Origin of the sequence: Dehalobacter sp. (assembly GCA_023667845.1) — a bacterium.
GTDB lineage: Bacteria > Bacillota > Desulfitobacteriia > Desulfitobacteriales > Syntrophobotulaceae > Dehalobacter.
Genome location: JAMPIU010000188.1, coordinates 1 through 12,459 on the forward strand (window position 1 = coordinate 1; position 12,459 = coordinate 12,459).

At 46.3% G+C, this 12,459-nt stretch carries 11 protein-coding genes and 1 CRISPR repeat array; of the genes, 9 read left to right on the forward strand and 2 right to left on the reverse strand.

Annotation, left to right across the window (positions count from 1 at the left end; genetic code table 11):
• Positions 1–211 precede the first annotated feature (211 nt).
• From NC238_15585 to NC238_15620, 8 genes are all read left to right on the forward strand, one after another.
• Positions 212–751, forward strand: a complete 540-nt coding sequence (locus NC238_15585; protein MCM1567327.1) for a hypothetical protein — start codon at positions 212–214, stop codon at positions 749–751.
• 345 nt (positions 752–1,096) lie between these two features.
• A complete protein-coding gene (locus tag NC238_15590; protein MCM1567328.1) occupies positions 1,097–1,795 on the forward strand; it encodes an isochorismatase family protein in 699 nt (232 codons plus the stop codon).
• 32 nt (positions 1,796–1,827) lie between these two features.
• On the forward strand, positions 1,828–2,283 hold the full coding sequence (locus NC238_15595) for a tripartite tricarboxylate transporter TctB family protein (GenBank protein MCM1567329.1): 456 nt from the start codon (positions 1,828–1,830) through the stop codon (positions 2,281–2,283).
• 53 nt (positions 2,284–2,336) lie between these two features.
• Positions 2,337–3,839 (forward strand): tripartite tricarboxylate transporter permease, encoded by a 1,503-nt coding sequence (locus NC238_15600; protein ID MCM1567330.1) that lies wholly within the window; start codon positions 2,337–2,339, stop codon positions 3,837–3,839.
• Between the two features lie 30 nt (positions 3,840–3,869).
• The gene (locus NC238_15605; GenBank protein ID MCM1567331.1) at positions 3,870–4,898 is read left to right on the forward strand and encodes a tripartite tricarboxylate transporter substrate binding protein; all 1,029 of its coding nucleotides are present in this window, start codon (positions 3,870–3,872) and stop codon (positions 4,896–4,898) included.
• A 128-nt stretch (positions 4,899–5,026) separates the two neighbouring features.
• On the forward strand, positions 5,027–6,439 hold the full coding sequence (locus NC238_15610; GenBank protein ID MCM1567332.1) for a UbiD family decarboxylase: 1,413 nt from the start codon (positions 5,027–5,029) through the stop codon (positions 6,437–6,439).
• Positions 6,440–6,570: 131 nt separating this feature from the next.
• On the forward strand, positions 6,571–7,122 hold the full coding sequence (locus tag NC238_15615; protein MCM1567333.1) for a UbiX family flavin prenyltransferase: 552 nt from the start codon (positions 6,571–6,573) through the stop codon (positions 7,120–7,122).
• 19 nt (positions 7,123–7,141) lie between these two features.
• Positions 7,142–8,530, forward strand: coding sequence for an SLC13 family permease (locus NC238_15620; GenBank protein MCM1567334.1), 1,389 nt, complete (start codon positions 7,142–7,144; stop codon positions 8,528–8,530).
• A 115-nt stretch (positions 8,531–8,645) separates the two neighbouring features.
• Here NC238_15620 and NC238_15625 read toward each other — a convergent pair whose 3' ends face one another.
• Complete coding sequence (locus tag NC238_15625; GenBank protein ID MCM1567335.1) at positions 8,646–9,635, reverse strand: FkbM family methyltransferase; 990 nt, start codon at positions 9,633–9,635, stop codon at positions 8,646–8,648.
• Between the two features lie 520 nt (positions 9,636–10,155).
• Positions 10,156–11,740: direct repeats of the CRISPR family, unit length 33 nt; unit sequence GTGTCGCTCTCTGCGGAGAGCGTGGATTGAAAT.
• A 155-nt stretch (positions 11,741–11,895) separates the two neighbouring features.
• On the opposite strand from NC238_15625, the gene NC238_15630 reads away from it, so the two are divergent.
• Positions 11,896–12,132: a hypothetical protein gene (locus tag NC238_15630; protein ID MCM1567336.1), complete on the forward strand. Its 237-nt coding sequence runs from the start codon at positions 11,896–11,898 to the stop codon at positions 12,130–12,132.
• A gap of 212 nt (positions 12,133–12,344) precedes the next feature.
• Here NC238_15630 and NC238_15635 read toward each other — a convergent pair.
• Positions 12,345–12,459: 50S ribosomal protein L28 (locus NC238_15635; protein MCM1567337.1), on the reverse strand; the 115-nt coding region annotated here is incomplete at its 5' end.

Below are 12,459 nucleotides of genomic sequence, written 5' to 3' on the forward strand. Positions count from 1 at the left end.
TGGAGGAGGATGGCAAATCTCAGCTGCGCTGCAACTTTTGCAACAACACCTTTGACTTTTCTGCCAATGATCTGGCGGATTTGTTAGCTGAGGCAAAAAAAAGAAGCCGGACTTAACCGGCTGCAACCGCCATATATTATTCCTTGACAGATGAAGCCTGAATGATTAAGTTTTAAAATAGGCAAATATCAACTAGCAGGGGGCGGTAATTATGTTAAAAGCTACTATTGTTGGCGGGTACAATGCACCCAGCAAAATGCTGCAGCGGAGAATCGGCGGTATTTTAAAAGATATAGCAAGCGTAGAGATCTGCCTTTTTGATGAATTGGATAAAAATGAATCCGATATTTATATTGCCTATTCCCATGGAATTAGATATGAAAAGCTCAGGACACAATTTCGCAGTGAAAATAAAAAGCTTATAGCCGCCGAATTGACCCTTTTGCCAATTGGCATTCGCATGTTGAAAGCCATAAAAAAAGGGTCTCGGGTTGGGGTTGTGGCAGAGCATTTGCGGTGTGCCAACTACTTCTTGGGAGAAATCCTGAAAGCGGGTGTGCTTGATTATCATTTTTTTGCAGGCAAAATTACCGATATGAAAAGGATGAATGTGGACGTCTTTGTCATACCGGAAGAATTGCTTGATCTTGCCGACGAAAGCGCTCGGCAGGGAAAAAATGTTTTACCTATTCCCCGTACGATAACGGCTTCCTGTTATGCCGACCTGATTAATGCGGCTATGGAAAATTAATTGATAAAATACTCTTAATATTTTAAATAAGTATATTGCAAGGCAACGAGTTTTGTTTTATAATCAAATTGTGGTAAAGTTTACAAAGGCCCCTTAGAAAAAATAATATTTGTTAAAGGCTAGTGTGGAGCCTGCATAACGTATTGTTTATGTAGGCTTTTTCTATTTTCAGGCTTCCGTTTTCTACAGTAGCGCTAGGAAATTGGGTTTGCCTGCAAATATGAAGGGCAGCGAGGGGAAAAAGACAATTCTATAGCTTTATGGCAGATTTATAGGTAAGTGTGGAACCTACATAAATAGCTCAATTTATGTAGGCTTTTTTATTTTCCGAAAGGAGATGAAGGAATGAGGCTATGGGAAACCGTTATCAGTGAAGAGGAGCGCTTGATCTGCCAAAAAGCCGGCTATGGAACACAAAGGATTTATTTAGGCAAGAAACCGGCTCTTCTGATTATAGATGTGACCCAATCTTTTACGGGGGGACCCTCGCCGGAACAAGCGGAATCCTACGCTACCAGTTGCCCGGCCGCCTGGGAGGCAGTAGATGCCATCAGACAACTTCTGTATATCTGCCGCAGCGCAGGAATAACCATTGTATATACTACCGGGAATAAGGCGCAGGAAAAGTTTTTCGGAGGGGCCACGATAAGGACACGCACACAGAAGGACCTTAAACCTGAAGGAGATCAGATACCCATATGTATCATGGCACAGGAAAATGAGCTTGTACTTAAAAAGAATAAAGCCAGCGCTTTTTTTGAAACTCCCTTGGCTACGTATCTTCACAAGCTGGGTATTGACAGCATTTTGGTGACGGGAGCTTCTACATCGGGTTGTGTTAGGGCTACGGTAATTGACGCCTTTTCCCACGGTTTTCATCCGCTGGTGGTGGAAGAGGCTACCTTTGACCGGTCCTCGACCTTACATCTGGTAAATTTGTTTGACATGAACGCCAAATATGCCGATGTGATCACTCTGGAACAAGCTGTTGCACTGATTTTTTCGTGGGAAAAGTCCGGGGAGGTGGAAAGAGTGGAGAGATGAAACAGTTCAACACTTGTGAAAAGGGAGGGATAATGATGGAACCGGAACTGAGAAAAAAACTGGAATTAGGGTTTGCTATACTAATTTTTATATTCTTTGCCGCCTTTCTTATCATCGGCATAACTTATCCGCCCAGGCCAAAGGAGCTGCCGCTGATGGTCGATATTATCGGGTTATTGCTAACGGGCAGCATAATCTTTTCCGTGATCAAAAAGCCGGCCGCTTCCTATAAAAAACCGGACCGGCCTATGAATTGGCGGGCTGTCAGCCTGGGCTTTGGCAGCATGCTCCTCTATCTGATTCTTACCTATTTTATCGGCATGACCCTCTCATCTTTTGTGATTGTATATGGTTGCGGGCTGGCTTTTGGCGCCAAAAACAAAAAGACGCTGACCATCGTCTCTCTTGCTTCGGTAGTGGTTGTGTATCTGCTCTTTGGCATGTTGCTGAAGGTTAGCTTGTACCATGGCATCTTTTTCGGAGGATGAGAAAACATGGTTGATTTATATGAGATGAGAAGAAGAGGAGGTTTATTGCTTAGATGGAATCAGTTGTATTGCAAGGTTTACTTTCATCCCTGGCCCCCACTTCGATAATAGCAGTTTTAGTTGGCGTATTCGTCGGCATTGCTGTTGGCATTGTGCCGGGGATTGGTGCGGGAGTTGGACTATCTTTACTTTTGCCTATCATATTTAACGTCCCGCCGCTGATCGGGCTCATGCTGCTTTTAGCTCTGTGGGCCTCTGACGGTTATGGCGCTTCTATTTCTTCGATCCTTTTGAACGTGCCCGGGGGAGCCGGAGCTGTGGCTACCTGCTTCGACGGCCATCCTATGGCTCAACAGGGTAAAGCCGGTGAAGCAATCGGGATTTCCATGGCTTCCTCCATGCTTGCCGGCATTCTGGGAACCTTCGTCCTAATGCTGGCCGCTCCTCCCCTGGCGAAGCTGGCCGTAAAGATAGGGCCTGCCGAGTATACTATCATGGCTATATTAGGCATGACTTTGATCGGAGGCATGGCGGGGAAAAACAGGATCAAAGGTTTGGTTTCCGCTATTATCGGCCTGATGGTGAGCTTTATCGGCTATGACTTGACTACTGGTTTTGTACGCTATAACTTTGGGTCTGCCTACTTATTTGACGGAATTGAGTTTGAATTAGTCCTGATTGGTTTCTTTGCCATAGGCGAACTGATGCAAGCCGGCGAAGAGGGAGGGACCGTAGCCGAGTTTGGCAAGATGACGGGTACCGTTATGGGAGGGTTCAAAGAAGCCCTAAAGCGCCCGATGTCAATTTTACGATCTTCTCTGGTAGGCGTCGTTATGGGCGTACTGCCCGGAATCGGTATTACCATTTCCAGCATGGCTGCTTATGAAGTAGAGAAGAAATTCTCCAAAACGCCTGAGAAATTTGGCACAGGGATGGTAGAAGGAATCATCGGTCCGGAAGCGGCCAACAATTCTTGCCAGCCTGCTGCTTTAATTCCTACTCTTACTTTGGGTATTCCCGCAGGAAGCACTTCGGCGGTTTTTTTGGGAGCCCTGATTATGTATGGATTGACTCCCGGAATGGACCTTTTTACCAACAAAGCTCCTCTGGTTTGGGCGATGATGTGGGGTATTATCGTGGCCAGTATTGCCTATGTGCTGGTTGGCCTTATTTTTGCCAACTGGTTTGCCAAATTGACTATCCTGCCTATTGAGTATTTGGTTCCCTGTACATTGGTTACCTGCTTTATTGGCGCCTTTGTTACGACCAATAGTTTCTACGATCTGGTGGTAGCTTTCCTTTTTGGCCTGATTGGTTATGTCATGGCTGTCCTTAAGTATCCTCCGGCGCCGGCTATCCTGGGTGTAGTTCTGGGGCCTATCCTTGAGAAGAACTACTTCCGGGCTTTACTCTTATCCGACGGCTCCCATAGAATCTTTTTCAACGGTACCCTGGCAATATTTCTTTGGGGCATACTGGCCCTAATTCTCTTTGCACCTCTTCTTTTCAAGCTGTTTAAGAGCCGCAAAGAGGCAAAACTGCTTCGTAATCTCTAGTTTTCCCAAATAAGTTAGCTAGGAGGAGAAATGATGAGGAAACACATTTGGCGGAAGGTTTTGGCTATCGGCTTGATTGTCCTCCTGCCCCTAACCCTGGTTGGGTGCGGTGATAACAGCGCTAAAAACATCGAAGATTATCCGACAAAGAGCATCACCGTCATGGTTGGATTTAATCCGGGCGGTGGCGTGGACACAGCCGTACGGGGAATTCAGCCCTATCTTCAAAAATATATCGGTAAGACGGTCCTTGTGGAGAACAAACCAGGCAACCAGGGTCTTATCGCAATGAACTACGTAGGCGAGCAAAAGCCTGACGGTTACACCTTGATAGCAACAACCAATGCCATGAGCCTCAACGCTATGATTTTTCCCGAATCCTATAAGTTGAAGGCTGCTCCCGAAGAAGCATTGATTCCTATTTATAGTTGGGTTAATGGCGATGGTAACGGTATCTTCGTTTCCAAAGAGTCTGCCATTAAGACCTGGGACGACCTGGTTGCCAAGGCCCAAACAGAAGAAGGCATCAAGATTGCAGGCTCCGGTATAGGCTCCACCGATCATATCACAGCCATTACTCTCACCAAGATCTATGGCGGCAAATGGACCTTCGTGCCTATGGATAGCGCCGGTGAAGTAGCTTCCGCCGTATTAGGCGGTCAGGTTGATGCAGGCAGCAGCTCTCCGGGGGCCGCCAGCTTGGACCCCAGCCGGGTGAACATGCTTGCCGTTACCCTGAAAGAAAGGGCTGAAAAATGGCCTGATGCGCCTACATTCATTGAGCTGGAAAAACCCGAGCTTTACATCTTGTTTGTGATTGGCCTGATGGCTCCTGCCGGGACGCCCCCCGAAATAATCGCTAAGTTGGAAGATGCTATGGATCAAGCCCGCAATGACCAAGCTTTCATTGACTGGGCCGAAAATGCCAAGCAGCCTATTGGTAAAGAGGGCTGGAAAGCTGAGACTTACAAATCTTATTTAACCGATTACCAAACCAATATGAAGGCTTTGGTCCCCGACATACAGGAAGCCCTTAAAGCTGCCCAGGGCGGGCAATAAGCCAGGGTATGTGCAACCGCATTCAAGCTAAATATTTAGATCATGGGTTAGTAGGGAACCTATAAGAAGCTAAATGCTTTTTGGGGTTTCCTTTTTAATTTATCAAAAAATTGAAAGGAGCTATTAAAATGCCAAGAGATTTAAGAACATTTTTGAAGGAGCTGGAAGCGGCCAATGAGATCGTTACTATTAGCAAAGAGGTTGATCCTTTGAAAAATCTGGCCGGCTTGGCCTGGCAGGGTGAAAACAGGCTCGGCAAAGCTACGTTCTTTACGAATTTAAAAGATTTCCCCGGATGGAGGGCGGTGAGCTATGCCGACGCCAGCCGTAAACGGCTTTCTATGGCTGTTGATACTACTCCCCGGGAGTTTATTCCGACAATGAATGAAATGCTGAAAAAAGGCCCTACTAAAAAGCAATTGGTTGCTGAGGGTCCCGTACAGGAAGTAGTTAAAATAGGAGCTGAAGCCAGCCTTTATGATTTGCCCATCCATGTCATGTCAAACCTTGATGCCGGTCAGTATATGGGTGGGGCTATGGCGGTAATCAAGGACCCGGAAACGGGGATCCAGAACGTATCTCTTCACCGCCATCAGGTCAAAGGCAAAGACCGTCTCGGTGTTTTAATTCATCCCGGCCGCCATATGGATATGATCTATCAAAAATATGAGGCGAAAAATGAAAAAATGCCCATTGCTCTCGTTATCGGACATCATGCCACCTATTATTTAACCTGCTGCTGGACCTTCCCCTTCGGTGTGGATGAATTTGAAATGGCCGGAACATTCCTGGGCGAGCCGGTGCGCACGGTGAAATGCAAGACAGTGGATCTGGAAGTGCCGGCTGATGCGGAAATCATTATCGAGGGATATATGCTGCCTCATGTCCGGGAAGAGGAAGGACCTTTTGCCGAGCATACCGGATACGCCAGGGCCGGGGCCGGGCTTAACCCGGTCATCGAAATAACGGCCATCACCCACAGAACGGATGCGATCTACTATGCCCTCCAAGGCGGCAAGCCTATCGCTTCGTCACAGATCCTGGATGGGCTGCCCATGGAAGTTGTAATCTACAATCGGGTTAAAGACGTGGGTGGTTTCGTGGATATTAAAGACGTTGTAGCCATCCCATGTGCCGGCGGCAGCCATATTATCGTTGTACAGATTACGCCGAAAATTCAAGGGGAGGCCAAAGACGTAGCCATGGCTGTTCTTTCCAGCACCTATCTCCATCCCAAAATTGCCATGGTTGTGGATGATGATATCGATCCCCATGATAACAAAGAACTGATTTGGTCTTTGTCAACCCGGGTCAATCCAGAGAGAGACGTATTCATTGTCGGGGGAACCCATGGCCATCATCTCGACGCCTCACTGCCTTTGCTTACTCCTCCGGGAACCCATCCCCAAATCCGCAGGGGCTCCAAAATGGGTATCGATGCAACCAAGCCGCCTCTGACCGAACCCGATGCCCGGGATCACTTTACCAGAAGCCATGCAATGGGATCGGATGTATTTGACATCAATGATTTTCTAAAATAGCCTGCCCCATAGTTTACGGCGTTTATTCCTTAGGGGGTGAACGCCTCTTTTTACAATTCAAACAATGGAAGCAGGCCTTATCTGGTTGCCATAAAGCATATGTTTAGTTGATAGCAAAGAGAGGAACAAATATGAGAATTATTGTAGGAATAAGCGGCGCCACCGGCGGGATTTATGGGATAAGGATCTTGGAGGAGCTGAAAAAACAGGGAGTGGAGATACACCTGGTTATCAGCAAATGGGGCAAGGAAACAATTTTGCAGGAGACGAAATATTCTCTGGAGCAGGTCAGAAGTTTGGCTGAATTTATTTATGATGAGGACAGTCTTGGAGCCCCGATTTCCAGCGGATCCTTTAAAAACGAAGGTATGATCATAGCCCCTTGCAGTATGAAGACCCTTTCGGGTATAGCCAATGGTTATACCGGAGGGCTTTTGATCAGAGCAGCCGATGTGGCAATCAAAGAAAAACGCCGGGTGGTGCTATTGACTCGAGAAACCCCCTTAAGCCCGATTCATCTGGAAAATATGTTGAAGCTGGCACAGATCGGGGTAACGATTATGCCGCCGGTTCCCGCTTTTTACACACATCCTCAAACCATTGATGAAATGATTGCCCAAACAACCGGGCGGGTCTTGGATCAATATGGACTGGAGACAAGCAATTTAAAAAGGTGGTCATAAAGGACGGGGTGTTGGCGGCATGAAAGGCAACCTGAAAAGAGTGTTGGTTTTCTTTATGCTAATAGGGGTAGTTAATTATCTTCTCATTTTTAAGACCGATTTGAGCAGGGAAGCTATTTTAAGCCTTGACGTCTTCTTTTTAGCTGTTTTCTTATGGTCTACGGAGATAATTCATCCGACGTTGACTGCGCTGCTTATTTTTTGTTTACTGCCTATTTTTAAAATTCTCCCTTTGGAAGATACATTCATGGTGATGGGCAACCCTATTATCTGGCGGCTTTTAGGGATATTTGTGATGACAAAAGGGATGGAGGCTACGGGTTTAGCTCAGCGGATCGCTCTCAGGATACTCAATATGGCTAAAGGGAATCTTTATTATCTTCTCTTAATGATGGAATTGATCACATTCATTTTCGTTTTTCTTGTTCCGGCTGCGGCAGCCCGTACTGCTATCTTAGCTTCAGTTTGCCTTGGCTTGGTGCAAAAGCTGGATAACGGCCGGGACCGCAATTTTTCTAAAGCAGCCTCCATTATCATTGCCGTTACTTCGATGGTGACTTCCAATACAATTATTGTAGGGGCTTCAGCTACGATCTATGCCATCGGTTACCTGGAAAAGAATTTGCATTATAAAGTGACCTATCTTTCCTGGCTGCAATCTAATTTGCCTCCAAATCTTTTGGCCCTCATTGTCATTTATGTTGTGATTGTGAAGTTTTTTCCTTTTAACGGCAAAATGAAGGGAAAAGACGAGATATTTAAAGGGGAGTTGCAGGGTTTAGGACCAATGAGCCCGGCTCAGTGGAAAATGGTTATTTATTTAGGACTTCTTTTATCTGCTTGGCTGATAGGCTTGGATTATTCCCTGCCGGTAGAATTTATGGCCGGCACGCTGCTCTTTTTACCGGGGATTGGCGTGTTGGACCGTAAGGAGTCTTTCAAGGCCTTGGATTGGGAATCGATTATTCTCTTTGGCTCAGGCCTGGCTATGGCTGAATCGCTGAATAAAACCGGCGGAATCAACTACCTGGTACAAAATCTCGGTGGCCTTTCGGGGCTAAATGAGATTACAGCAATCATCGGTATTGTTCTGATAACTGTGGTCGTAAGGTTAGGGATGGCCAACATGACCGGGGTTGTAGCTACTTTACTGCCGGTATTTACTTCACTGTCCTTTGCCCTGGGTTTTAATCCCGTTTGGGCTTGTACAGTCTGCATTATGGCCAGCAGCCTGGGCATTCTGGTCCCTTCTCAGTCCATGTCTATGCTTACTACATATTCCTATGGCTATTACACTTCCAAGGATATGTTCAAAACAGGGATCCTGGTAATCCTGGGCTATGGGCTGATTATAATGGCAACGTCCCATTTTTATTGGCCTTATCTGGGCTTACATGCGTTGCCGTAAAAGGGCGCATTTTGCTATAAAGGCAAATCGAAAAGGAGCAGGAAAAGGCTGGTATAAGCCGTCTTTTACTGCTCCTTTAAGTAAGTATTGATGATACACAGAACTTCAGCTTAGTTTAGGCTTTTTCCTCGGCGTTTTCCCAGACAGCCAATAGAGTCAGTTCGGTGGGACTGAGATTCTCCCCGTGATACCTCAGATAGAAGGTATAGCCGGGACAAATTTCCTCCACCATACGGGGGATTTTCCAGACATCTTCATTATTATGATAAAGAGACAGAGCAAGCTTCGGCTTGCTTTCTTTAATTTTGGCGGCCGCTCCTCGCAAGGCCTGCTGCTCTGAACCTTCAATATCCATCTTAATCAGGGTGACCGGTTCCTGAATATCCTGATCGATGGTTACGGCTTCTACAGCTATAGAGCCTTGATCGGTAAGAACGTTGGCGGAAATATCCGCTGCATGCTCCTGAATATACATGCGGCCGGGGTGATCTGAGGCTCCCTTTTGGCAATAAACAATGTTCTCGTAGCCTTTCAAATTTTCCTGGAGCATTTGCATCGTACGGGGTGAGATTTCATAACAATAGAAACGTTTATAATTTGCACCATAGACTGAAATATAATCTTTAACCGTATCGCCGGTATAGGCACCCAGATCGACCATCACTTCTTCCGATCCGCATTTCATGATATCCATGTCAAAATAACTTTTATATAAAGTTTCCTTAACCACCCGGAGTGTTTCCGTATCAAAGCTGTACCAGTTGTTTACGAAAGCAAAAAGCACCAGCCGGGAGCGGTAGTCCGCCAATCGCTGGTAGAGCCACAAGAAATCCTCATAATGATCATGCAGGGCTTTGGCCCGGTTAGCCAAAACACCGTCATCGCCGGCAGATATGTTCAGCGTTCCCCAGAAGCCATATTTTTTGAAATAGTCCTCCAGAATTTTTTGAATGCGGTCCGGCAGGGCTTTATAAAGAAGATTCAGCCGCAGCCGGATCTGCTCTTCGGGTTGAGCGCCGATTTCCTGCATCATCCGCTGGAATTGCAGATCCAAAGGATAAAGATTCCCTTGCTTTTCTTGATTATTATATTGTTGAATATTCACGTAGCGTCACCTCCTCACTATGGTATTCCGGTGAAGGGGAAATAGTACATATGCCGGAAGTAATGTCATTCCCTGCAATGGATTGTGATCGTCAGTTTTGCTTAATGGGTGTGGGGAAGGTACGGGAGAAAATCAGGAGTTAATTGATCTATAGTATGCCTGCCGCCATAGTTTAGAGAAATCTGCGGCTGGATGGGACTGGGAGAGCGGCCGGCGGTGGTGTGTAAATGGTTGACAAATGGTGGAAGGGAGTATACTTTATACTCAAGAGGCTATAAAGGGAGAGTTTTGCTGGCAATTGAAGCTTTATATGTCTATTGGCTGGTGGGAATTATTTTGGAAGAAAGGATAGTTCTTGCCAGTGCGAACCCTAAGCGGCCATCGATTTCCTGGAACCTTCGCACCAAAAATTACGTAAAAAGATATGTTTTATGTGGTTGAGACCGAGTGTTTTATGGATATAGATAATTGCAAAGCCTATATATAGATGGAGAAGGAGTTGGCGTGCCTATATATAGCAGTGTCGCTCTCTGCGGAGAGCGTGGATTGAAATTGCTGATGGAAGCAACCTTTATATTCGTATCTATGTGTCGCTCTCTGCGGAGAGCGTGGATTGAAATAATTTCCTCTAAGGCCCTCTTGTGGCTGGAAATCAGTGTCGCTCTCTGCGGAGAGCGTGGATTGAAATATGAGGGAATAGATGTTGATCTTGTTAAGCTGCGGTGTCGCTCTCTGCGGAGAGCGTGGATTGAAATCTCAGTCTTTTGTGCAAATGACTGAGAGCGATTATGTGTCGCTCTCTGCGGAGAGCGTGGATTGAAATGATAGCCCGGCAACATAGGCATTATCCAAAATTGGTGTCGCTCTCTGCGGAGAGCGTGGATTGAAATTTAGGCTTATCTTGCTTTTTGTCTTGCAGAATGCTGGTGTCGCTCTCTGCGGAGAGCGTGGATTGAAATATCTTGCATTTCATCTTGCATCATACTCTAAAAAGGTGTCGCTCTCTGCGGAGAGCGTGGATTGAAATTCTTACGCTGACTTGCCAATGTACAATAATCGAAGTGTCGCTCTCTGCGGAGAGCGTGGATTGAAATATCAGTATATACGAGTAGTCGGAAGCTGTCAAAAGGTGTCGCTCTCTGCGGAGAGCGTGGATTGAAATCTCGCCCCACGGCTGGCCATCGCGGTAAATAGATGTGTCGCTCTCTGCGGAGAGCGTGGATTGAAATCCCCTTATCTTATGCTTTTGCTTTGCACGTTTTGACGTGTCGCTCTCTGCGGAGAGCGTGGATTGAAATCCGGTCCGCATCGGTCAACGGCTGTTCTACCTTGGTGTCGCTCTCTGCGGAGAGCGTGGATTGAAATCAGTCCATTAGGATTGTAGGCTACCCAGATGTCAGTGTCGCTCTCTGCGGAGAGCGTGGATTGAAATATTTAGCCCTCCTTACAAAATCAATACCCAGTTCGGTGTCGCTCTCTGCGGAGAGCGTGGATTGAAATAGCAGATCATCCGGGTTGCTGCCTTTGGCTGCCATGGTGTCGCTCTCTGCGGAGAGCGTGGATTGAAATTCTGGCCAACCAGCCATTGATAAATCTGGCAATTGTGTCGCTCTCTGCGGAGAGCGTGGATTGAAATTTGGCTATATGGGGCTTTAGATACTCTTTGATATGTGTCGCTCTCTGCGGAGAGCGTGGATTGAAATTTGAAAACGTGGAGCAATGGGAAGCAAGACAGAAGTGTCGCTCTCTGCGGAGAGCGTGGATTGAAATCTCCTCTTGGTTAAAAGTGATGCCGCCATAGCCTCGTGTCGCTCTCTGCGGAGAGCGTGGATTGAAATCCGGTATTCCGTTTTTTCGTCCAGCACGTCAAAGTGTCGCTCTCTGCGGAGAGCGTGGATTGAAATCGGGCGGCGTCGGCTGACGGCGAAAAATACATCGGTGTCGCTCTCTGCGGAGAGCGTGGATTGAAATTTGTTCGCTTTGATATAAACCAAAGTGTTTGTATAGTGTCGCTCTCTGCGGAGAGCGTGGATTGAAATGAGTAAGCCGGGGGAAGAAGAATTAAAAAAAGAGTGTCGCTCTCTCCGGAGAGCGAGAATTTAAATGCTAAGTCTCGTATCAATTTTATTCATTGGTACGAGGCTTTGTTTATAATAATGGAACCGTTTACAGTCCTTTTTTGAAAGAAGGATTAATATAATATGTTTGTAAAATTTTCTCTAGTAACAGAATGAGAATATCAAAAGTGAGGATGAGCACCTTGTTAGGATTTAGACTCGAATCAAAGCGCGGGGGAAAAGTAACTTTAAATGGTGAGATTATTACTGAATCATGTTTTGAAAAAGATAACGAGTGTGAAAGCTATCTTATTTTGAATATGAAGTATTCAGATGCGGGCGCTGACTGCTCAAAAATTGAGGTTATGCAGCTATATTTTCCGCAAATCACTAAAAACCGCCCTGTATTCCAGCGTATTCCAGCGGACAACTTCGATTAGGGAGCACTGAGCCCCGGATTTTAGGTCAAATCCGCTGCTTGCCGTCACACAACTTCGATTTTTGAACAGCCGGATCCAACCCAACTTAACCGCAGATTCTTATTTTAAATCTCCACCAGATTGCTACAAAAGCGCACAAAAAAGACGCCCCTTACGGAGCGCCTGGATTGATTATGCAATAATGTAATTCTGTAGGGTTGAAAGAAACCGGACTACTGGGCCCGTTGTACTTTGCCGGAACGGAGGCAGCGGGTGCAAACCCGAAGCTTTACGCTTTGGCCGTCAACATTGGCCCGGACAGGCTGAAGATTGGGCTTCCAAACCTTC